The sequence below is a fragment of the Flammeovirgaceae bacterium SG7u.111 genome (assembly GCA_034044135.1).
GTDB lineage: Bacteria > Bacteroidota > Bacteroidia > Cytophagales > Flammeovirgaceae.
Genome location: CP139021.1, coordinates 2,011,008 through 2,032,948, shown reverse-complemented (window position 1 = coordinate 2,032,948; position 21,941 = coordinate 2,011,008). Strand labels below are relative to the sequence as shown.

18 protein-coding genes are annotated in these 21,941 nt (G+C 40.7%); 10 read left to right on the top strand and 8 right to left on the bottom strand.

From position 1 onward, the window contains the following. The first annotated feature begins 37 nt into the window (after window positions 1-37). From speE to R9C00_08025, 3 genes are all read left to right on the top strand, one after another. Window positions 38-1,330 (top strand): polyamine aminopropyltransferase, encoded by a 1,293-nt coding sequence (gene speE / locus R9C00_08035; protein WPO37396.1) that lies wholly within the window; start codon window positions 38-40, stop codon window positions 1,328-1,330. A 269-nt stretch (window positions 1,331-1,599) separates the two neighbouring features. Beyond that, window positions 1,600-2,502, top strand: coding sequence for an FKBP-type peptidyl-prolyl cis-trans isomerase (locus tag R9C00_08030; protein ID WPO37395.1), 903 nt, complete (start codon window positions 1,600-1,602; stop codon window positions 2,500-2,502). Between the two features lie 110 nt (window positions 2,503-2,612). Beyond that, a complete protein-coding gene (locus tag R9C00_08025) occupies window positions 2,613-3,104 on the top strand; it encodes an FKBP-type peptidyl-prolyl cis-trans isomerase (protein ID WPO37394.1) in 492 nt (163 codons plus the stop codon). 82 nt (window positions 3,105-3,186) lie between these two features. On the opposite strand, the gene R9C00_08020 is transcribed toward R9C00_08025, so the two are convergent. Both R9C00_08020 and R9C00_08015 read right to left on the bottom strand, forming a co-directional pair. After that, the gene (locus R9C00_08020) at window positions 3,187-4,155 is read right to left on the bottom strand and encodes an electron transfer flavoprotein subunit alpha/FixB family protein (GenBank protein ID WPO37393.1); all 969 of its coding nucleotides are present in this window, start codon (window positions 4,153-4,155) and stop codon (window positions 3,187-3,189) included. A 44-nt stretch (window positions 4,156-4,199) separates the two neighbouring features. After that, complete coding sequence (locus R9C00_08015; GenBank protein WPO37392.1) at window positions 4,200-4,931, bottom strand: electron transfer flavoprotein subunit beta/FixA family protein; 732 nt, start codon at window positions 4,929-4,931, stop codon at window positions 4,200-4,202. A 301-nt stretch (window positions 4,932-5,232) separates the two neighbouring features. Between R9C00_08015 and R9C00_08010 the strand changes: the two genes are divergently transcribed. Both R9C00_08010 and R9C00_08005 read left to right on the top strand, forming a co-directional pair. Then, window positions 5,233-5,562 carry a tetratricopeptide repeat protein gene (locus R9C00_08010; protein ID WPO37391.1) on the top strand — a complete coding sequence of 110 codons (330 nt, stop codon included), beginning with the start codon at window positions 5,233-5,235 and terminating at the stop codon, window positions 5,560-5,562. 147 nt (window positions 5,563-5,709) lie between these two features. Then, complete coding sequence (locus R9C00_08005) at window positions 5,710-6,636, top strand: AraC family transcriptional regulator (protein WPO37390.1); 927 nt, start codon at window positions 5,710-5,712, stop codon at window positions 6,634-6,636. 36 nt (window positions 6,637-6,672) lie between these two features. Here the strand turns inward: R9C00_08005 and R9C00_08000 are convergent, their stop codons facing one another. After that, window positions 6,673-7,422 (bottom strand): geranylgeranylglyceryl/heptaprenylglyceryl phosphate synthase, encoded by a 750-nt coding sequence (locus R9C00_08000; GenBank protein ID WPO37389.1) that lies wholly within the window; start codon window positions 7,420-7,422, stop codon window positions 6,673-6,675. 683 nt (window positions 7,423-8,105) lie between these two features. On the opposite strand from R9C00_08000, the gene pyk reads away from it, so the two are divergent. From pyk to R9C00_07985, 3 genes are all read left to right on the top strand, one after another. After that, entirely contained in the window at window positions 8,106-9,536 is a 1,431-nt protein-coding gene (gene pyk / locus R9C00_07995; protein ID WPO37388.1) for a pyruvate kinase, read from the top strand. Between the two features lie 339 nt (window positions 9,537-9,875). Beyond that, complete coding sequence (locus R9C00_07990) at window positions 9,876-10,952, top strand: LptF/LptG family permease (GenBank protein WPO37387.1); 1,077 nt, start codon at window positions 9,876-9,878, stop codon at window positions 10,950-10,952. Between the two features lie 68 nt (window positions 10,953-11,020). Further along, a complete protein-coding gene (locus R9C00_07985) occupies window positions 11,021-11,929 on the top strand; it encodes a DMT family transporter (GenBank protein ID WPO37386.1) in 909 nt (302 codons plus the stop codon). A gap of 1 nt (window position 11,930) precedes the next feature. Here R9C00_07985 and R9C00_07980 read toward each other — a convergent pair whose 3' ends face one another. The 4 genes from R9C00_07980 to R9C00_07965 form a co-directional block, all read right to left on the bottom strand. Next, entirely contained in the window at window positions 11,931-12,491 is a 561-nt protein-coding gene (locus R9C00_07980; protein WPO37385.1) for a hypothetical protein, read from the bottom strand. A 63-nt stretch (window positions 12,492-12,554) separates the two neighbouring features. Next, window positions 12,555-13,115 carry a hypothetical protein gene (locus R9C00_07975; protein WPO37384.1) on the bottom strand — a complete coding sequence of 187 codons (561 nt, stop codon included), beginning with the start codon at window positions 13,113-13,115 and terminating at the stop codon, window positions 12,555-12,557. A 705-nt stretch (window positions 13,116-13,820) separates the two neighbouring features. Beyond that, window positions 13,821-15,782: an amylo-alpha-1,6-glucosidase gene (locus tag R9C00_07970; protein WPO37383.1), complete on the bottom strand. Its 1,962-nt coding sequence runs from the start codon at window positions 15,780-15,782 to the stop codon at window positions 13,821-13,823. 243 nt (window positions 15,783-16,025) lie between these two features. Continuing rightward, window positions 16,026-17,300, bottom strand: coding sequence for an aminotransferase class I/II-fold pyridoxal phosphate-dependent enzyme (locus R9C00_07965; protein ID WPO37382.1), 1,275 nt, complete (start codon window positions 17,298-17,300; stop codon window positions 16,026-16,028). Between the two features lie 424 nt (window positions 17,301-17,724). Here R9C00_07965 and R9C00_07960 point away from each other — a divergent pair, with 424 nt between their 5' ends. Together R9C00_07960 and R9C00_07955 are read left to right on the top strand one after the other, a co-directional pair. Continuing rightward, the gene (locus R9C00_07960) at window positions 17,725-18,561 is read left to right on the top strand and encodes a hypothetical protein (GenBank protein ID WPO37381.1); all 837 of its coding nucleotides are present in this window, start codon (window positions 17,725-17,727) and stop codon (window positions 18,559-18,561) included. 108 nt (window positions 18,562-18,669) lie between these two features. Continuing rightward, window positions 18,670-19,917 carry a glutamate-5-semialdehyde dehydrogenase gene (locus R9C00_07955; GenBank protein ID WPO37380.1) on the top strand — a complete coding sequence of 416 codons (1,248 nt, stop codon included), beginning with the start codon at window positions 18,670-18,672 and terminating at the stop codon, window positions 19,915-19,917. 78 nt (window positions 19,918-19,995) lie between these two features. Here the strand turns inward: R9C00_07955 and R9C00_07950 are convergent, their stop codons facing one another. Beyond that, window positions 19,996-21,930 carry a gliding motility-associated C-terminal domain-containing protein gene (locus tag R9C00_07950; GenBank protein ID WPO37379.1) on the bottom strand — a complete coding sequence of 645 codons (1,935 nt, stop codon included), beginning with the start codon at window positions 21,928-21,930 and terminating at the stop codon, window positions 19,996-19,998. Window positions 21,931-21,941 lie beyond the last annotated feature (11 nt).

Genomic DNA, 21,941 nt, shown 5'->3' with positions numbered 1-21,941 from the left:
CATTTTAACCCCTTAAAAGAGCTAAGTTCTTCTACATTTGAACAAACAAGCAAATACCACAGAGCAGTTGAAATCTTTAGGAAAACATATTATAGCAGAATATTTTGGTTGTGAAAAAACTCTATTAAACGATGTTGTTTTCATAGAAAAAAGTATGATAGAGGCGGCAAAAAAAGCCAATGCAACTATCATCAACTCTACATTCCACCACTTTTCACCCTATGGGGTTTCGGGAGTAGTCGTAATCCAAGAAAGCCACTTGGCTATCCATACTTGGCCCGAATATGGCTTTGCCTCGGTCGATATTTTTACGTGTGGTGAAGACATTGACCCTTGGGTTTCCTCCGAATATTTATCGGAAGCACTCCAAGCCGACCATTATTCCCCCATAGAAATGTTGAGGGGACAAAAGCACCTCTTGCCCCAACCCGCATTGCCCGAAGGGTTGGATTCCTACGAAAAAGCCGAGCACGAAGGACGGGAACTTTGGTTCACCGAGCGCACCAAAAACATGGCTCTTTCGGTGCGGCACAGTGGGGAACTACTCTTCCGAACCCAAAGTGAATTTCAGAAAATAGAGGTGTATCAGACCGAGCTTTTTGGAAAAATGTTGGTGCTTGACGGCGTGATAGCTACTACCGAGAAAGATGAAGCCGCTTACCACGAAATGCTGGCGCATGTACCTCTTCTCTCCCACTCCACACCTCAAAACATATTAGTAGTTGGCGGGGGGGACGGTGGAATTGTGAAGCAGGTTTTGATGCACCCTGAAGTAGAAAATGTGACAGTACTAGAACAAGACGAGGAAATTGTGGCCGTAAGCAAGCGATTTTTCCCAAGTATTGCTGCCCAAGGACTTGAGAATAAAAAAACATCCCTAGTACTGATGGATGCCTTCAAATTCTTTAAAAAAGTACAAAAAGAAAGTTTGGACATCATCTTGGTAGACACCGCCGATGCCGTGGGAATAGGCGAAGGAATTAATGGAGGCGAACTATTTTCACTTGCCTACGAAGCCCTAAAGCAAGATGGGATTTTAGTAACCCAAGCAGGATCGCCAAACCTCAACGATTATCAGTTCAAAGAGGTTTTCCAGAGCTTAAAGCAGCAGTTTGGTAAAGAAAATGTCCGCTGTTACCTCACTTCCATTCCAACCTACCCTTCGGGTATGTGGGGCTTGGCTCTGTGTAAAAAAGGAAGCCCGACCATCCAAATTGATTCGAAAAAACAAAAAAACTTGGTAGAAAATCACAGACTTGCTTATTACAACCCTGAGCTCCACCAAGCTTCTTTTGCCTTGCCTAATTATTTGAAGGAGATGTTGGGGTAATTTGAAAGTTAATGATTTTGTCAACCTTATCACATCACCTGTCTCATCTCCAAGCACATATTTAAAGGAGTGCTACTCGGAATGATTTTTTACCGATATTTGCACCTTCAAAACCAAAAGGATATTTGCACGCCCGTTACTATCCCCTCTCACTACTCAACCCATAGCACTTGCAGCCTTTTTATTAAAGGCAGGGTCTTGATCTATAGCAAACCAAGTTACATGCTTGGCGGACTTAAATGATACATTTTATAAACTAATTAATGGTAATGAAAAACACGTTTATTTACTTAGTATTTACATTTTTTACATTTTGGCTTGCTGGCTGTATTGGTGACCCTGAACCAGCGGTGGACTACAGCGAAAGGGACGAAGAACTAATATCTACCCACCTTGCTGAAAATGGGATCACTAATGCCACAAGGCATTCTTCAGGCCTCTATTACACCATAGACGAGCCTGGAATTAGCAGTACAGACTCTATCATTTACAATAGCCCTGTAGTGCTCCATTACGAAGGGAGATTACTAGACGGTACGCTGTTCGATAGCTCAAAAGAGAGAGCTGCACCGGCAGTACTCATTCCACAAAACCTGATATATGGTTGGCAAATTGCTTTGCCTTTGCTCAATAGAGGCTCAAAAGCGACGCTTTACGTTCCTAGTCACTTAGGATACGGCAACCAGCAACTGGGAACTATTCCTGCTAATTCCGTTTTGAAATTTGAAATGGAAGTTCTCGATTTCTTTCCTTCTACAGCTAGCTATGACACCGTATATTCTGTTGCAAGCGCAGAAACAATTCGCATGTACCTAGAAAAGAAAAATATTACCGATACAGAAGTAACGGCATCGGGCTTGCATTATAGGGTGTTGGAAGAAGGGACGGGCACCGAGCATCCTGCACTTAACGATTCTATAAAAGTAGCATATACAGGCTCACTTATAAATGATGAGGAATTTGACGGCACTGCAGATGGCGAAAGTATTAGTTTTATACTTGACAACAATCTAATAAAAGGATGGACGGAAGGCGTACAAAAAATGAAAAAAGGAGAAAAAGCCCAATTGATAATACCTAGCCCATTAGCTTATAGAAGCAACGCTACTGGATCAATACCTGCAAATTCTGTCCTAATTTTTGAAATAGAATTGATCGATTTCGGTTTTTAAACAAACGAGTTTAATTCAACTTACATATCGGGGTTGGAAGCCAACCCCGATAAACTATTTTCTTTAATTACCACAACAACAATCAAATTCAACCACATTTACTATCGATTATGAAATATGCCTTTACAATAATGACAGCTGGGCTTTTTTTGAGCATTTTGGGGGCATGCAGCAACAGTGAAGATGAAGCAGCAGAGCTGGTTGAAGCACAGAAACTTATTGACGATCAACTAATTCAAAATTATTTAAGCAAAAACAATATCAATGCTACCAAATCATATTCAGGTCTTTATTATGTGATTATAGACGAAGGTGAAGAGGGCAATGATTATCCTACCTCTGACGCAACAGTTACATTAGAATACAAGGGTTACTTTTTAGACGGTGAAGTTTTTGAAAACTTAGGCGATAGAGAAGAAGCTTTTGTAATTGGTCTGTGGCAATTGGTTGATGGTATAAAAGAAGGGGTGCAATTGATAAAAAGAGGTGGTGAAATACAGCTTTTCATCCCTAGTCATTTGGGATATGGAAACAATGACCAAGGAATTATACCTGCTAATTCAGTAATGGTTTATGAAATAAAGCTGATAGATTTTGAGTGATCTATCCAGTGTTTTACACAAAGAAACCCTGTAAGCAAAATAGCTAGCTTACAGGGTTTCTATTTATCATTTGAACCTGCCTTTACAAAGCAGCTTTCAACGCTTCTTCCAATTTAGGAACAACTTCAAAAGCATCTCCAACTACTCCGTAATCGGCTGCTTTGAAGAAAGGAGCTTCTGGATCTTTGTTGATCGCGACAATCACTTTTGAGGAGTTTACCCCTGCTAAGTGTTGGATGGCCCCTGAAATACCCACGGCAATATAAAGGTTCGGACTAATTTTGATACCCGTTTGCCCAACGTGTTCGTGATGAGGTCTCCAGTCCATATCCGATACAGGTTTTGAACATGCCGTAGCCGCTCCAAGAGTCTTTGCCAAACTCTCTATCATTCCCCAGTTCTCTGGTCCTTTCAAGCCCCTTCCTGCCGAAACAACCATATCAGCTTCTGGCAATAGCACATCCCCTTCTGCTTTTTCAACTGAAACTCTTTTCACTGTAAAATCAGTGTCATCGATGGTCGTATTGAAGTCAACAACTTCTGCCGTGCCTTCTCCAGCTTCAAGCCCTACAGCATTTTTGGCTATGGTAAGCACCCTAGCAGATTGAGGAATGGATACATTAGCAAATGCCTTACTTGTGTAAACACCTCTTTTCACTACAAAACCTGCCGATACATCGGGAACTGCAACTACATTGGCAGCTACGCCAGCGCCCAATTTTATGGCCACCCTACTCGCAATTGCATCTACTAAAGATGAACGAGCCATCACCACTGTTTGCGCAGCTGATTCTTTGGCTACACTAGCTACTAAACTAGATGTTGCGTTTATATTTGCCTCATTGAATTTTGAATCTGAAGCATGAAAAACTTTCTCAGCTCCGTATTTACCTAAGCTAGCCAACCCATCGGCACTAACGCCATCGCCCATGGCAAGGGCAACTACACTTCCCGAAGTCAACTTGGCGACTTCTCTTCCGTAAACTACCGCTTCTAAAGAGGAGTTTTTTACCTTACCGCCATCCGATTCTACAAAAACTAATACTGACATACTATCTTTATTTTGAATGAAAAATATCTTAAGGAATGAGGGTACTAAAGCACTTTGGCTTCATTTTTCAATAAGCTAACCAAGCCCGCCATATCATCTGCGTCCACCATTTTGCAACCTGCTTTTTCAGCTGGCAACTCAAATGACCGATATTCAGTCACCCCTTCTACCCCAGTAGCAGGCACTACTTTCAACAGCTTTTTCCGTGCCATCATAATCCCCCTTATATTAGGGATTTTCCATTCGGCAATTGGCTCTTGGCAACCTGCCACAAACGGCAATTCAACAGTTAAAACCTCTTTCCCTCCCTCAATTTCTCTCGAAAGCGTACCGGTAGTTCCTTCAATTTCCATTTTCATGCAAGGGGAAACAGACGGCACGCCCAGCATTTCCCCTACCATCCCATGCACTAAACCACCGTTGAAATCACTAGACTCGCGCCCCATCAGGATAAGGTCATAATTTTCCTCTTTTGCCACTTCGGCAATCTGTGTCGCCACAAAAAATGCATCTATCGGGTCGGCATCTACCCTAATTGCATCGTCTGCCCCAATAGCCAGCGCTTTGCGGATGGTAGGTTCGGTTTCGGCTGTGCCTACATTTAGCACGGTAACTGTTCCCCCATGTTGTTCTTTCAGCTCAATAGCCCTTGCAAGCGCATAATCATCATAAGGGGCAATAATGAACTGTACACCATTTTTATCAAGTTTATTGTCTACAAATTTGATCTTGGTAGTAGTGTCTGGCACGTGGCTAATACAAACCAATATTTTCATATTTCTATAATTTTATAAAGTTGAATTAAACTACGATTTATTTCATTTACTCATCAACCAATCCCCAAACCCAAGCTTCTGAAATATTTTTACCACAACATAAGCTTTTGGAGAACTAGACTTAGTTAAAACGTTTACGAATGCAAATAAAGCATTTTTTTGTATGCATGCATAACAATTTTAATAAATAACCTTTTCTCGTCCAAAAAAGTTGTGAGAATTAAGAATTTATTTGGTATTTGCATTTTTTCCTGATGGCTGCCCTATATTAGCAAACTAATTTTGACAGGACAGAGAACATATGAAAGAAGCCAGAATCAAGAAATTGCAGGAGTTTTTGAAAGAAGACCCAAATGATCCCTTCCTAATTTATGCCCTTGCAGGAGAATATTTGGAGAAAGATCCTCAAAAGGCTATAAAACAATATGAATTCTTACTCGAAAAACATGAAGATTATTTTGCGACCTATTACCACGCAGCAAATTTGTATGCGCTTTTAGGTGACAATACAAAGGCAGAAGAAACATACAAAAAAGGGATGGAAATTTGCCAAAAACTCGGTGAGCATCATGCTTATTCAGAATTGCAAAGTGCATACAATAATTTCCTCTTCGATACAGACGATTTGTAGTAGATTATTTTTTAATAATTCCATCATTTTTTCGAGGAAATATTTAATTTTTCAAAGATTTTGTTTAGATTTATTTTTTAAGAACAATTCTCTTTTCAACTTATCAAAAAACACTTATTACACAGGACTTTTTGAATTAGCAGGCACATGGAAGATTATAACAAAATCATAGAATCCCTCACTTCCAAGTTTATCCGATCTGGTTATTTGAACGTGGTAAAACCAGTGACTATCACCAATTATTACGATTTCCAAAATACAATGTTACTTCTCAAAAGCGGGAGCATCTCTTTTGGCCCTAATAATGAAACATTGAGCCCAGGAGACATCCTCTTTATTCCGGGTGGAAGTAACGTAAGGCTCACATTTGGCACTGGAACTGCTGAAGAAGTCACTAATGAGGATTTTATCGGGAAGAAAGACGATTTTGTAAAACCTCGGACAAATAGCAATGGGATAATGATAGAAACCGTAGCCAGCATGGCCTCGGTAAGCTTCGATGTAAAGGCTTTTGACTCTGTCCATTTCTTCACCTCGCTAGACGTACCTCCTTTCCTGCTTGCTCAAAATGGCAACATCACAAGGTTGATCGACAACATCAACCAAGAATTGCATGAAAACAAGATTGGCAGCTCACGCATGACCAATCTTTACATAGACCAGTTGGTGATAGACTTGTTTAGGTACATCTTGAACAACAACTTTTTTGTGGAACAGCTGTCTACCAACATCAACTATTTCAAAGACCCACGCCTCATCGATATATTCAATTATATAAAAGAGAACCTGGCAGGAGATCTTTCCAACAAAGTTTTGGCTAACGTTGCCAATGTTTCGGAAGATTATGTGGGGCAATATTTCAAAATGCTCACTGGTATCAATCCTCAAGATTATATTGAATACCAACGGATGGAACAGGCTGTAAGTCTCTTAAGGACTTCCAAGAAAAGTATCCGTGCTATTGGAACAGAGGTGGGCTATAAGGACACTGCATATTTTTGCCGTAGGTTCAAAATGATGTTTGGAATTCCTGCTGGAAAAATGCGCCGCAGAGAAAGCTTGATCGATGTTTAATAAATAAAAAACTATCTTCCGAAGTAAAAAAGAGACTCAAGCATTGAATCGATCCCTCACCCCACACATTTCTTGCATAAGTCCTAGCTTATCTTCAATCGCAGTGCCTATCACAAGCATGTCCGCACCAGAAGCATAAGCAATTTCAGCTTGGGCTTTGGTTTTTATCCCCCCTCCTACTAAAAGCGGAACACTCAAATGATCACTTACGATCTTGACCATATCAGAGCTTACAGGGTTCTTCGCACCGCTTCCGCAGTCGAGGTATACCAATTGCTGTCCCAACATTTCAGAAGCTAAAGAAGTAGCCATAGCCAGCGCAGTATTTCCATGTGGAATTGGCTGAGTATTACTTATGTAATGAACCGTAGTGGTCACTCCTCCATCTATTAATATATATCCAGTGGGAATTACCTCTATGTCAGTTTTTTTCAACCGAGGGGCTGCTGCAACTTGTTGACCTATCAAGTATTCAGGGTTTCGTCCCGAAACCAAGCTCAAAAACAAAATACCGTCTGCCTGAGAGGCTATATGCATGCTATTACCAGGGAACAAAACAACTGGAATAGCCAAATTTTCCTTAATGGTATTTACGGTTTCTTCAAGATCGCCCGTAGTGATGACGCTTCCTCCTACTAACACAACATCGGGCTTGGCTTGTGCAGCCAATTGGCAAAAGGTCTCACATTTCTTTTTATCCACCTTATCGGGATCTACCAAAACAGCCAACTGTTTTCTCCCTTTTGACTTTCCGCCTAAGATGTTGCTGATAATTTTGTTTGCCATGCCTTGTATAAAGTGGTATCACCTTTCATTTGAAGACACAATTTTACCCGAAAAAGGAATTTAAAACAAATCTCTTTTCAACAACCAAAACCAATAAGCACTTACAAACAAATTTGAAATCCCGATTCAATTGGGAGGCCAGCGGACAAAACGTATACTTTCTTTGAGCAGAAAAATTAAAGTTCAAGCTTCAGATTTGAATTTTGTATAAAAATATCGATGCTCCTTTCATAAAGTTTTATTTACTTTACGCCTTCGTTTGAAATATGGAAAAACACCAACAAGATGGGAGGATATAAAACAGAACCTTCCGCAACTATAAAAGAAGCCTCTTTTAGGCTTCAATTAGCTCGCTTGCAAAAGCAAAAGCCGACAAGATTTAGATTTACAATAGCCAGTTAACTCAATATTAATTTGAACATATCTTTAGTGATTTTTAGTTTTCACACGCTTGTATACCACATGCTCTGTTCAGACCATAAACCCTCTATTTATTAAAATCAATGTATTTTTGCAGAATAACTGAAAACATGTAGTGCTTTCGGCTACCGCAAACGTTTGTAAAATAGAGCGTTATTATTATTGACGAAAACGCTAGCAATTAATCTTACATGAATAATTAAGTTCGGAACATAGTTCTACCCATATTTTTTCAAATTTGAAAAGAAAAACAGTTTAACAATATGAGTACAGTTTTCAACAACACCAAAATCATTGCCACCGTTGGGCCCGCATCCAACACCAAAGAAAAACTCTTGGAATTGATCATTGCAGGGGTTAACGTTTTTAGGCTCAATTTTTCACACGGAGCACATGAAGACCACTTAAAAGTGATTGAGGCGATAAAAGACCTCAACAAGACTTTCAACTACAACATCACTATCCTCCAAGATTTGCAAGGTCCTAAAATAAGAATTGGGACTATGAAGGAAGGATCAGAGCTAAAAGAAGGCGATGATTTTATGCTTACCACAAAGCAGGAAATAGAAGGTGATAGTACTCAAGCCAGTACTTCATATACTGCACTGCCAAGGGATGTAAAAGCTGGAGATTCGATTTTGATTGACGATGGCAAAATCGAACTTAGGGTATACAAAGTAAGTGGGCAAAATGTACACACCAAGGTAGTTTATGGAGGTGTTCTAAGGTCAAGAAAAGGAATGAACCTTCCTGATACCGACATTTCAGAACCATCCCTCACCAAAAAGGATAATAGAGATTTAGAGTTTGGTTTGGAGCACGATGTAGACTGGGTAGCTATTTCATTCGTAAGAACTCCTGGCGATGTTTTGGAACTAAAACGCCACATCAAAGAACAAGGAAAGAAAACCAAGGTGATCGCTAAAATAGAGCGACCTGAGGCTATCAAAAATATTAAGGATATTGTGAAAGCTGCCGATGCTTTGATGGTAGCAAGGGGCGATTTGGGTGTTGAAATTCAAATGGAGGAAGTGCCTTTGGAGCAAAAAAGGATTGTTACCTACGCTAACGAGGCAGCAAAACCGGTGATCATTGCCACCCAGATGATGGAAAGCATGATTGAAAACCCTAGGCCTACAAGAGCTGAAGCAAACGACGTTGCCAATGCAGTACTTGACGGCGCGGATGCGGTAATGTTAAGTGGAGAAACTGCCATGGGTAAATTCCCTGTACAAACTATCCAGCACATGACCAACATCATTAGGGTAGTTGAGCAAAACATGGACAATATTTATAATAAATATTATGAGTACGACCCATTAAGCCAACACTTTGGCAGTAACATCTTGGTAGAGACATCCACAAAGCTTGCCAATAAAATTGGGGCAAAAGCAATTATAGGAATTACAGATTCTGGCTTTACCGCTTTCAGGTTGGCTCGCCACAGACCAAAAGCTGACATCTTCATCTTTACCTCAAACAAAGACTTGCTTAGCACTCTCAACTTGGTATGGGGAGTAAGAGCTTTCTTTTACAACAAGGAAGGTGCTATTGATAATATCTTCGCCGATTTCGAAAAAATCCTTGTAAAAGAAGGGTTGTTGAGAAAAGGTGACGTGTATGTAAACACTGGTAGCTTACCGCTAGGAGGAGAGCTGCATACCAACATGATGAAATTCCAAATAGTAGAATAGAAAGCCAGGCTTGAACAAGCTCTACTTTCCCCTATTATTGTTAAAAAACTTTGCCCAACTGTTAAAAACCTATAAAAGATGACAAAAGTCGTCGGTAGGAGTTCAATAGCTTGTTGGCAAAGTTTTTTTATTTGTCTCTATTAGAGCATATTTGAAAGTATATTCTTTCGTTTCCAAGCTAATCTGAGCCTGTCATTTTTCAGGTTTGAAAAAGAGGGATTACCATCAGGTTGAATTTTTACTATCTGATTTATTCGAGGCATAAAAAATAGATAACTTTGCAGCACGAAACCTTAGCGGTTTAGAACAAAGCAAGCAGAAATTTCAAAAATTTAACCAATGAAAATACTTGACCGTTATATCCTGAAAAAGTTTTTTGTAACCTTTTTCTTTGTTGTGCTAATTCTAATAGCGGTCATCTGCGTGATAGACTATACCGAAAAGTCGGGAGACTTCCTCAAAAATAACCTCACCTTCGCCTTCATCTTGAAAGAATATTATTTGAACTACATCCCATACATGGCCAATACGCTCAGCCCTATTGCCGTGTTCATCACTGTGGTGTTCGTTACTTCAAAGATGGCTTCTCACAGTGAGATCATTGCTATACTCAGCTCAGGCGTAAGCTTTAGGCGGCTGATAGGCATTTATGTATTTGGGGCATGTATTCTAGCTGCCGTCACTTTTTACTTGGTTGGCTGGGTAATTCCTAAAGCTGCGGCTGGGAAGGTAAAATTTGAGGTAAAATATGTAAAAGGGCCATTCTATTACGATGCCAGAGATATCCACTTCCGCACGAGTGACAGCACGTATGTGTACATGCAGCACTATAACAACCGCGTGAAGACGGGTTTTAAATTCACCCTTGAAAAAATAAAAGAGCAGGAGCTTCTCTCTAAGATGAGCGCCGATAAAATTGTGTGGGATTCTACGCTACAAAAATGGCACATCGACAAATACGAGGTGTACGAATTTGATGGTAAGAAAGAGAAAAAATGGGAAGGGACCAACCTCGATACAGCCCTCAATGTACTCCCAAAATATTTTGAAAACGACTATCACCTAGAGGAAACTTTTACATTTGAAGAACTTGACCGTTTTATAGCCGAACAAAAGCTTAGAGGAGTTGGCGATATAGAGCGCTTTTTAAGCGTTAAATACGAGCGGTACGCCTATCCTTTTGCTATTATTATCCTCACAGCTATGGGCGTCATTCTCTCTGCTAGAAAATCGAGACAAGGGACAGGTATGCAAATTGCCATCGGGTTTATGCTCGCCTTTGTGTATATCATTTTCTTCATCATGAGCCGGAACCTTGCCCAAAAAGGAGGGTTTGACCCTATGTTGGCTGCATGGATACCAAATATTATATTTACCTTTATTACTACCTTTATGTACTTTACCGTACCTAGATAACTTAATGACCGACCTATCCTATAGCACTTCTTAGTCTATTGTTCACTTTTGTCTTTGGTTTATAAAAGATGTATTCTGACCAAATCAAGTTACACCTCATTGTGTTCATATGGGGGTTCACATCAATACTGGGCGTATTGATCAGCATTCCCTCCGTAGAAATCGTGTTCTATCGCACCTTAATTTCAGCCATAGCGCTTGTGGGCGTGCTTTGGGCTTTTAATAAAACGCCCTTTATTAAGTGGCGAATGGTCTTAAAATTAGTAGGTACAGGCTTTTTAGTAGGGCTCCATTGGATTTTATTTTTTGCCTCGGCGAAAGTATCCAATGTCAGTATTTGTTTGGCTGGAGTGGCTACTTGCTCTCTTTTCACCGCATTCTTAGAACCTCTCATCAAAAAAACAAGCATAAAATGGTACGAAGTAATGATAGGGTTAATGGTATTATCCGGCCTTTACATTATCTTCCACTTCGAATTTGGGCATTTCCTCGGCTTAAGCCTTTCCCTAATGGCAGCCTTCACTGCCGCCATCTTTTCTATTTTAAACAGCAATTTTTCCAAAGCAGAAGACCCTATTGTCATCACTTTTTATGAAATGGTAGGAGCTTGCCTATGTTGCATACTCGTCTTCCCTTTTTACAGTAATTTCCTCTCTGAAAGCGGAAGCCTACAACTTGACATCACGCTTATGGATGGAATTTATTTGTCTATTTTGGCTTTGGTATGCACCGTACTGGCTTTTTATGTGAGTGTAGATATCATGAAAAGAGTCTCTGCTTTCAATGTAAACCTTACCATTAACCTCGAACCCGTTTATGGAATAATCCTAGCTTTTGTAATGTTTGGGGAGAAGGAACAAATGAGCCCAGGGTTTTATGCAGGCACGTTGGTTATTCTTGTTTCGGTTCTTCTTTACCCTGTTCTCGACAAATACTTATCGAAGCGCAGGAGGCGCAAACAAGAACTGACAGCTTAGCCTAGCCCCAATTATTGAAAACAATATCACTGAGTTGGCGGGGCTCCCAGTAGGAAAATTCGGCAAATTCAATATCTGACAGCGCATTTACCGCCAGCGCATCTTCCTCGTTATCAGCATTGACCGATTTAGCCAAATAGGTAGGGGTAAGGTAATCATATCCTTTAGGAAGACTTTGGAAAACCTCGGGGACATCGGCAAATTGATTTTGGGGCATTTTCCCTTTTGCCAAGAATTCTTTAAGCGAGCTAATCTTTTCCATCAGCTCGCTAACTGCTATCAGCTGGAAATATTTATTGCAAAAAACCAGCACATTGCCTTGCTCGGAAGTAAGAAATGCTAAATAATAGTTTCTGGTAGGTTCATCTTCAAATGCATACGTTTCTTTTAAGTCAAAATGACTCGCAGCAGCAATTTGGAGGCAGGCTTTCTCAAAGTCCTCGAACAAAATTTGGGGCAACTCTCCCCCACTTTCAAAAAAACCAGAAACTCCAGTAGGCAATACAAAAAATCCATCTTCTTCAGCTTTCAAAGATGACTCAACAGTTTGGTTTTCGGGCATAGCTTATACGTTGGAATGAATAAGTTGGTACACTTCTAATGAACCTGAGGGCTTCTAAAAGGTTTACCTGATAAGCGTGACTTTGTCTGTTTTTGAACCTAAAGAGCCACCATTCTGTAATTCTACCAACACATTCAATTGAATAAAATCATCTATGACCGTGAGCCCAGGAGTGAGGTACAAGGCAAATTCAGAATCAACTTCTCCAGACTTAGACCCAAAGGCTTCGATATAATCCTCAATAGATCTCAGCTCTGAAGAGGTAGCCCCAATAGGACCCGCCCTAAATACTTCGTTCAGAATTTCATCGGGACCAATATTCTCGTTAATTGTATTCACGCTCCTTATCTCAAGGCTTACAATCTTATCATTAGACTGATATGCACTACTCGCATTTACCCAGTCACTTGAGCTCACCGAAATGATAGCTTCAGGAGTAAACTCAAGCCTGATTGCATAATTGTCCAATTCGACCGAGCCTTCTGTTGGAATATCTTCAACTTTACTGCTATCGTGCGAGTAAATTCGGATTTTCGTCCAATTATAAATATCAAGCTTCTCCCCACAAGACATAAGCAAACCGATAAGAAGCAAAGGCAAAGTTCTTTTTAAAATTTTCTTCATCTGTCAGTTTAACCAAACGGTGAATGATGGGGTAAAAATAAAACTATCTATTCACAAAACCTTATTAAAATACTGGACTTATGAATTATGCTTTACCAATCTACTCAAAATCTTTTTTTTAAAAGCTGGAAATGGATTTGAGCAGGTTAGCCTATTAATTCAAACTTGCTGATTTAAAGCCTGTTCTATTTAATATTTTATAATCAAGCTCAATTTGGAAAATAGCATTTTCCAAAGCTATTATTGAAATAATTTTGGTTAAAAAGAAAATCATTTGTTAGATTTGGAATAAGAAGAAGTTATAAAGGCTTTCTTTCTAATTATTGAAGACCATAAGGTTTTGACAATTCATTAAAAAAAGAACGACCTCACTAAAAGTAAAGCCGTTCTCAACTATCGATCAATTATATTAAACTACAAATTTTTATCAAAAAAAATTGCACTGACTTACTAGGTCAGTGTTTTTTATTTTATAACGAGAGATTTTGGTAAAAACCATTCATCCCCTCTACTTTTTTTTATATACTCACTTTTTTTCTCCCCTCTAAAAATTTTAGCAAGGTTAGGGATTATTCCTTTTGAAGGAAAGCTTTTATGATAAAAATATCATTAACAAACAAAGAATTATTTTCAATATCTCTAACCTCAGAAGTAATCCCTAGCCCATTTTTAACAAATCCTTAACAAACAGTCATTAAGTCAAAGTTAAACTTTTAGGTCAAAATCAAGCAAAATCTTGAGCAATGCCCCAATTGCCACAGCCTGATTTGGCAACCCCTTCCCTTTTTCAGGAGCAAGTCCATCAAAAATTTCTGAAACTCCATACAAGCAGTTTTCCTCATAAAAATGGTGCTTGAGCTGCGCTAGGTCTTTTGCCACTTTTTTCCTTGCTCTTACCGAGTTTTTGTACACCTTCAAATATGCCAAGTAGTAATCCATTAGCAAAAATGGCCACACAGTTCCTTGATGATAAGCTTTGTCGCGAGCCCATCTGTCCCCCTCGTAGTTTGGTTGGAAACCCGGGTCTTTCACGCTAACCGTCCGCAAGCCGTAAGGAGTCCATAGCTCGTTGTCCATAGCTTTAAGCACTTTCTTTTCCTCCGCCTCTGTCAACAGACTGAAAGGAAGACTGAGCGCAATAATTTGGTTAGGTCTAATGCGGTTATCCGGCGTGGCCCCAGGCCTCACCAAGTCGTTCAAATATCCTTTTCTATTCCAGAAATATGATTTGAAATTCTCCTTGAAAAGCTCCTTTAGGTAGCGAAACTGAAAACCGATTTTATTGGTACGCCCGCCTACATATTCAAGTACCTCAAGTGCATTGTACCAAAGCAAATTCACCTCTACAGGGCAGCCATTTCTGGGCGTGACAACAAATTCATCTGTTTGTGCGTCCATCCATGTTACGTGCGTATTGATAAACCCAGCATAGATAAAGCCTTCTTCAGTAAGGTGAATGTTATAATCTGTTCCCTTTATATACCAATTGAGGATATCAACCAATGAATCGTACATTTCCTTCAAAAAGTCGGTATCGTCAAATTTCTGATCGAACTCGTAAAGCACTTGGAAAAGCCACAACGAGGTATCCACGGCATCGTAATGAAATTCATGCCCTTTGTAGTCGGCAAATTTATGGGGTAGCAAACCTCTTCTGACCTGCTGGGCAAGGCTTCTTATCAGCTGCTTCGAACGCTCGTAATGCCCTGCAGCAATGGTCATTCCACGCATAGCTATCAACGTATCCCGAGCACGATCGGTCACCCAAGGGAAACCAGCCATAATGGTTTCCGAATGAGTACTCTCCCTGTAAGCAAAAAACTGGTCTGCAGATTTTGCCAAGTCCCTAGCAAAACTCCCTTCAGGCAAATTCGACCCTACAAAAGCAAGCCTGTCGAGTTCTCGGTTCTTCAGCTCTTCAGGTGACTGTCCCATCAGCGCTTTATCCAAACTCATCACCACATACACTTTCTCTCCTGGATTTAAATAGCAGCTATTTTCTCCCAAATGGAACAGGCCTTCCCTGAACGCTTGCCCCATTTTCATATCAGCTAAATATTCTATGTTATCAAGCCAAAAACGTTTTTCTTTAAATTCCCCTGTGGAAAAAGACAAATGGATGGGACTAGCTCCATAGCAAGGATATATTTCATATTCATTGCCCATATCCTCCATGTGGTAGTTAAAGGCCTCACTTTTAGAAAACAAGTGGTGAAAATCCTTCTCTACAAATAAAGGTGCTAGGCGAAGGTGAAACCCATGCTCGTAAATATTTTGGTATTCCACCACCGTTGTGTTAGAACGGTTCACCATAAAAACTGTTTTTTGCAAACGAAATCCCTCTCCTTCGTATACAAAGCTCGGCATCGGATCTCTTTCGAAGGTTTTTATGAACTTATACCCCTCTGGGCTCACCAAGCCGGGAAACTGATTATTAGCCAGCTTAGATTCCGAACCGAAATTTGTAACCACCGTTTCATCGATTTTGCTGATATGCACATGGCGATTGACGGGAGCGAAATGAGAAGCCACTAGCAAACCGTGATATTTCCGCGTATTCATGTGGCAAAGAGTGGATGAAGCATAACCACCAAGTCCATTGGTCACTATCCATTCTTTCTCTGTGAGCTCTGCCAACGAGTTCTCTGCTAATTCGTAAGATTTCATTTCAAAAAGTAGTTAATTGAGCTTTGAGTTAATTTTCGTCTCCCCCCTTCTATTATCTCCTGTATAAAATTAGTGATAGATAACGTTTATACAGTATTTTTCCTGTTTTTATTAAAAAGAAAAACGTTTAGTCACAAATACCTAACACAACATTCATCTTACAGAGAAACGTAAGCAACATAAAAAAGCCCCACGGCAAGTCGTGGGGCTAGATACTACAAAAAAAATAAATTCTTCAATTTGTTATCCTAACAACTTTTTGGCAGAAACTATTTTCACACAAACCGCTACTACCTCCATCGCTTTCTTGATTTCTTCTAGTGAAGGCAAAGTTGGGGCAATTCGGATGTTATTGTTTTTAGGGTCTTTCTTGTAAGGGAAAGTAGCACCAGCTCCTGTCATTTTCACTCCAGCAGCAGAAGCCATTACCACTACATCTTTTGCACAGTTTTCAAGTGTATCGAGGCTGATGAAATATCCACCTTTAGGATTGCTCCAGCTGGCAAAGTCCAATGCAGCCAATTCGCTTTCCAAAATATCCAACACTACTTCAAACTTAGGTTTGATAATAGCCGCATGCTTTTGCATGTGTGCTTCAATTCCAGCCATGTTTTTGAAAAAGCGAACGTGGCGAAGTTGGTTCAATTTGTCTGGACCAATGGTCTGGATAGAAAGGTGCGAGCGCATCCAATCGAGGTTGGCTTGGCTTGCCGCCAAAACCGAAAGCCCAGAACCTGCAAAAGAGATTTTTGAGGTAGAGCCGAACATGAACACACGGTCAGGGTTTCCCGCAGCCTTACATGCTTCCAATAGGTTTTTCAAGCTATCTTTTTCTTCGCCAAGGTGGTGTACGGTATAAGCGTTGTCCCAGAAAATCCTGAAATCCGGTGCTTTAGTGGTCATTTTCGCCAGCCTGTCTACTACCTCGTCGGAGTAAGTATTGCCCAATGGGTTGCCATATTTTGGCACACACCATATGCCTTTTATAGTATCATCTTCAGCAAGAAGTTTTTCTACTTCGTCCATATCCGGGCCGTCTTCGTTGCAGGCAACAGTGATCATTTCGATGCCTTTGTGCTGGCAAATAGCGAAGTGGCGATCGTAGCCCGGTGCTGGGCAAAGGAATTTGACAGGTAACTTTCCCCAAGGAGTTTCGCTACCAGGCACGCCGTGGATCAATGCATGTACTATGGTGTCGTGCATTAAGCTCAAACTAGAGTTTCCCCCTATAATCACCTCGTCTTTTCCCACTTCCATGAAATCTGCCATGAGCTCCTTTGCTTCTGGCAAACCATCGAGGCCTCCGTAGTTCCTAGTATCGGTTCCGTTGGCAGATTTATAATCTTCTGGAGTAACCAAGCTGAGCATTTCTAAGCTCAAATCCAATTGCTCTGGGCAAGGTTTACCACGGGTCATGTCCAAGGCTAAGCCTTCAGCTTGCAATTTTTTATACCTATCTTCTGATGCTGCTAAAAGTTGCTGCAATTCTTCTCTCGACAAATCTTCGTAAGCGGGCATAATAACAGTATTTATATTTGTAAATCAGGTGAATATTGAACTGCTAGCTATCAGCAGTTTTTAATTTTCGCAAACTTACATCACTTTTTTACAATTTAGCTCAATAATTACCTAGTTTTCAGTGAAAACTTTCACCCAAAACTAGGATAGGTTAAAAGCCTACTAATCTGAACTATCTAGGTTTTCAAAACATTTTCAAAGCAAGAATCTTAATTAGGTAGAATAAGATGTTTATTTATGATTTAACATCTCTAGTAAAAAGGTTTAGAGTTTTGGGAGAAAGTGGCAAAATTCCATCTTTTTTATCTAACCTCTTCACCATGAAAGCCTTATTGCTTTAATAACCAATACAGCAACTAAAATCGGGAACCAGTAACCATCAATATACCAGCAGTCACATTATAAAAATCAAAAAACCTCAAACATGAAAAAGTTATTACTCGTAATACCGTTCCTTTATCTTTTGGCTTGCTCCAGCCCACAAAAAGCTACTGAAGAGCAAGGAAGCACAGAAATTGCCTCGCAAGAACCCGCAACCCTACAAGCCAAAAACCCTGCGATGGAAGGCTTCAACACTGACTCCTCGGACGTGGAGGCCATCATGATAGCAGATGAAGTAATGAAAGCAATGGGCGGAAGAAAAGCTTGGGACAACACTAGGCACATCGCTTGGACATTCTTTGGCTCTCGAAAACTTATTTGGGACAAATGGACTGGAAATGTACGTGTAGAAAGCCTAAAAGACCCACAGGTTATTTTGCTCAACATCAACGATAACACTGGAAAGGTAATGATGGATGGAGAGGAATTGACCGAACCCGATTCGGTAGCGAAATATGTAGAAAAAGGTCGCAGGGCATGGATAAACGATTCTTATTGGTTGGTGATGCCTTTCAAGTTGAAAGACTCGGGCGTGACCCTCTCCTACCTTGGTGACAGCACCACGGAAGACGGCAGAGAAGCTAAACTGCTCGAACTACGGTTCGATGGCGTGGGCGTAACCCCTCAAAACAAGTACTGTATCTGGGTTGACAATGAGACTTCTTTGGTAAGCCAATGGGCCTATTTCCCAAAAGCCGAAGATGAAGAAGCTCGGTTCACCATGCCTTGGCTCGATTATAAAACTTATGGAAAAATCAGGCTCTCTGGTGATAGAGGCGGTCGCAAGTTATCGGACATCTATGTATTTGACACACTCCCCGAATCGGTATATTCTTCTTTCGAAACGGTTGACTTGTCAAACGTAAAACCAGCCAGCTAAAAGCTGAAGTTAATTAGAAGTTTTATATTTGCTATTAAACAAACAACCCTTTCCCTTTAATCACCTTATGGGAAAGGGTTTTATTTTACTAAATAATACCATAAAAAAATGAAGTACTTAGCGTATTTTGAGAATGTGCGGAAGGGAAGCAGGGTAGTAGGAATTCTGTCTGATGAAAAAATTGAGGCAGTACTAGCGGACTTGGCAGCAGAGGCTGTGGCCAACACGGAATATTTGTTGGTGGAAAACAAAAAAGACCTAGACCGCATGGATCCCGAAGACCCCAAGTACGACCGCTTGAAATTGACTGCAGAGCGAATTGAAGGAATTGCCGCAGATATTATAAATGTATCGAAATTGCAAAGCCCACTAGGAAAAGTATTGATGGAAAAGACGCTTCCAAATGGCTTGGAGCTCTCTAAAATCACCGTGCCCTTGGGTGTAGTAAGCGTAATTTACGAATCGCGCCCAAATGTTACTTTCGATGTGTTTTCCCTTTGTTTTAAAACAGGAAATGCCTGCTTACTAAAAGGCAGCAGCGATGCGGAATATTCCAACTTGGCCATCATCGATTTAATACATCGAGTATTGCAGAAACATGAAATAGACACAAATGTTGCCCAATTGCTTCCAGCAGAAAGGGCTGCGACCGGCGAGCTCATGGAAGCGGTAGATTATGTAGACATCATCATCCCAAGGGGTAGCCAAGGGCTTATAAACTTTGTAAGAGATAATTCAAAAGTACCTGTGATAGAAACAGGTGCAGGTATCGTCCATACATACTATGACAAAGAAGCCGATCTTGAGAAAGGAAAGGCAATTATTGTAAATGCCAAAACAAGAAGGGTAAGCGTATGCAATGCGCTCGATTGCTTGGTAATCCATCAAGATCGCCTAAGCGATTTGCCCGCCATAGTGGAAGGGATGAAAGCTTTTAATGTAGAGATTTTTGCCGATGCAAAAGCCTTTTCTTTCATAAACGGCCACTACCCTGCCGAGCTATTGCAGCACGCTTCGGAAGAGCATTTTGGCATTGAGTTCTTGTCTCACAAAATGTCCATCAAAACAGTGGAGAGCTTTGATGAGGCGGTAGAGCACATTACTGAGTTCAGTTCTAAACACAGCGAGGCCATCGTCACCGAAAATAAGGAAACAGCAGAGCTTTTCTTAAAGCTGATAGATGCGGCGGCTGTATATGTGAACACTACCACGGCTTACACCGACGGGGCACAGTTTGGCCTTGGGGCAGAAATAGGCATCAGCACCCAAAAGCTACATGCCAGAGGACCTATGGCTCTTGAAGAACTGACCAGTTACAAATGGCTGATCATAGGCAATGGCCAGATTAGGAGTTAGTTATTTGGTTTTAGCATATACAAAACAGCCCCGTTTGCAGAAGCAAACGGGGCTGTTCTATTTTATAAAATATATCTTCTACTTCACCAACGTCACAATTCCCGCAGCGTTCAACTGATTTCCATTATAGTCCATTGCCTCTATTTGGTAGGTATAAGGGCCCGCTTCAAGTACCCTTCCTAAGTAAGTTCCGTCCCAGCCTTCTTGAGGGTTTGTCCCTTCAAACACCTGCTCTCCCCAACGGTTAAATATTTTCATCCTGAACTCAACCAATGCTTTTCCCCTTGGATAAAAAGTATCGTTCAGATTATCGCCGTTGGGTGAAAAAGCCGTGGGTACATCTAGTTGAGCCAACTCCACCACTACCGCTATATTCGAATTTGACCTTACACGAGGATCAGTTGCCGAAATGGCAACCACCCTGTAATAGGCAATAGGGTTTGCCAAATCTTCCGCAGGATCTATATAAGAATTGGTAGAGGAGTCTATGCCGTCAATGGTTCGAATAACTTGCCCTCTTTCATCCAGCACTTCTATGGTATAAGTAAAACCTTCTTGCATGCCGGCAAATGGCGTCCAGCTTATTTCGTTATCTTCTCCTGATTTTTGACCCGAAGTGAGAATAGTACATGCTTCGGCACTTTCTGGGGAAGAATTCCCACATTGGTCTTCAAAAGTCACTACGTAGCAATACACCGTAGTATTCACATCGACCGAATCGTCTAGTATATCCGTTCCCCCAGCCAAATAATCACGCTGATTGCCATCGCTATCCGTTTTCCTTAGTTTCGTAATAGTAGCTCCGCTTGGGTTTTCCCAACTGATCACCACTGACTCGCCTTCCACGCTCGCCATTACATCCGTAGCTGCTACCGGCGGCTCATCGGTAAGAGCAGTCACACATTTCGATTGGGAAATAGATTTCACATTTGGAGCAATATTCGCCTCAATTTGGTAGCAGTATTCCACATTGCAAGTCACATCCGTATCAATATAAACAGTAGTTGTTATATCGTTAAAGTCAACCTCACTCACATTGCTGCCATTCGTCCGCACAAGTTTATAAGATTGGAAGGCGTTTACAATAGGGTACTCCCTCCAGTTTGCCAAGTTCTGCCCGTTATCTGCCAAAGCCGTTAGGGACATAGAACAAACCACATTGGAAAAAACCTCGCCTCCTGTACAACCATCAACGGCTTTTATACGGTAGCAATAGCTGAAATTATCCGACTCCCTATTAGGCAACTCTATGCTATTTTGGAATCCAGAAAGCGACTCTATTTCGTTAAATGCCGTATTTCCTAAAGCTTCTTCCAATACATAAGGAATATTTTGAGGAAGGTTGAAATCCAAACGGATATTGCCAGAAGGCAATACGGAAACTTGACTAATGCTCGGCGTCTGAATATTATCGACGGGAGTTACAGGAAAACCTGCAGACCCACATGTACCGCCGCCTTGCACGAAGCCTCCTGTGACAGTAATATTTTTTAAGTTCAAATCTGCATATGTGTACTCAACCTCTTCTCCAGCATTTGCCGTAACCTCCATACTTCCATCACCAAAATCAATTGTATATACCGTATAGTCCTCATCATCGGGCAGTTGGACACTTACCTTTCTGCCCTCACAGACCGCCACTTCAAACTTAGGACTAATTGGTTCATACACAGGTACTGTTAATGTTTTGGTGGGGCGATCATCACCTATTGATACATATTGTGTTATGGTATAAACACCAGGAACAGTGTATGTATGTGTAATATCTGAGGTGAACTCATTAGGGTCTTCGCCATAATTATATGTAACGTTGGCTGGGTTTGCGCCTGAGCAATCGCTAATTGTAACAGTTAATGCAGCACAACCTTTGTTGAAATCGACTAAACTAAAACATGCTTGATCTCCCTGCCCTTTTACTTCTGCCCAAAAAAAAGTTAGCATAAAAAACAAACTGAAGAAGCTTGCTGGTTTGATGATAGATTGGATGGTATGTACATTCAAAATTGTCTTCATTTTATAGATTT

What these genes read in the sequence shown, in the direction of transcription:
- R9C00_07990 (WPO37387.1), top strand. Translation starts at nt 9,876, where the DNA reads ATGAAAATACTTGACCGTTATATCCTGAAAAAGTTTTTTGTAACCTTT.
- R9C00_08015 (WPO37392.1), bottom strand. Translation starts at nt 4,931, where the DNA reads ATGAAAATATTGGTTTGTATTAGCCACGTGCCAGACACTACTACCAAG.
- R9C00_08020 (WPO37393.1), bottom strand. Translation starts at nt 4,155, where the DNA reads ATGTCAGTATTAGTTTTTGTAGAATCGGATGGCGGTAAGGTAAAAAAC.
- pyk (WPO37388.1), top strand. Translation starts at nt 8,106, where the DNA reads ATGAGTACAGTTTTCAACAACACCAAAATCATTGCCACCGTTGGGCCC.
- R9C00_07955 (WPO37380.1), top strand. Translation starts at nt 18,670, where the DNA reads ATGAAGTACTTAGCGTATTTTGAGAATGTGCGGAAGGGAAGCAGGGTA.
- R9C00_07985 (WPO37386.1), top strand. Translation starts at nt 11,021, where the DNA reads ATGTATTCTGACCAAATCAAGTTACACCTCATTGTGTTCATATGGGGG.
- R9C00_08030 (WPO37395.1), top strand. Translation starts at nt 1,600, where the DNA reads ATGAAAAACACGTTTATTTACTTAGTATTTACATTTTTTACATTTTGG.
- R9C00_07980 (WPO37385.1), bottom strand. Translation starts at nt 12,491, where the DNA reads ATGCCCGAAAACCAAACTGTTGAGTCATCTTTGAAAGCTGAAGAAGAT.
- R9C00_08025 (WPO37394.1), top strand. Translation starts at nt 2,613, where the DNA reads ATGAAATATGCCTTTACAATAATGACAGCTGGGCTTTTTTTGAGCATT.
- R9C00_08000 (WPO37389.1), bottom strand. Translation starts at nt 7,422, where the DNA reads ATGGCAAACAAAATTATCAGCAACATCTTAGGCGGAAAGTCAAAAGGG.
- R9C00_07970 (WPO37383.1), bottom strand. Translation starts at nt 15,782, where the DNA reads ATGAAATCTTACGAATTAGCAGAGAACTCGTTGGCAGAGCTCACAGAG.
- R9C00_07960 (WPO37381.1), top strand. Translation starts at nt 17,725, where the DNA reads ATGAAAAAGTTATTACTCGTAATACCGTTCCTTTATCTTTTGGCTTGC.
- R9C00_07950 (WPO37379.1), bottom strand. Translation starts at nt 21,930, where the DNA reads ATGAAGACAATTTTGAATGTACATACCATCCAATCTATCATCAAACCA.
- R9C00_07965 (WPO37382.1), bottom strand. Translation starts at nt 17,300, where the DNA reads ATGCCCGCTTACGAAGATTTGTCGAGAGAAGAATTGCAGCAACTTTTA.
- R9C00_08005 (WPO37390.1), top strand. Translation starts at nt 5,710, where the DNA reads ATGGAAGATTATAACAAAATCATAGAATCCCTCACTTCCAAGTTTATC.
- R9C00_07975 (WPO37384.1), bottom strand. Translation starts at nt 13,115, where the DNA reads ATGAAGAAAATTTTAAAAAGAACTTTGCCTTTGCTTCTTATCGGTTTG.
- R9C00_08010 (WPO37391.1), top strand. Translation starts at nt 5,233, where the DNA reads ATGAAAGAAGCCAGAATCAAGAAATTGCAGGAGTTTTTGAAAGAAGAC.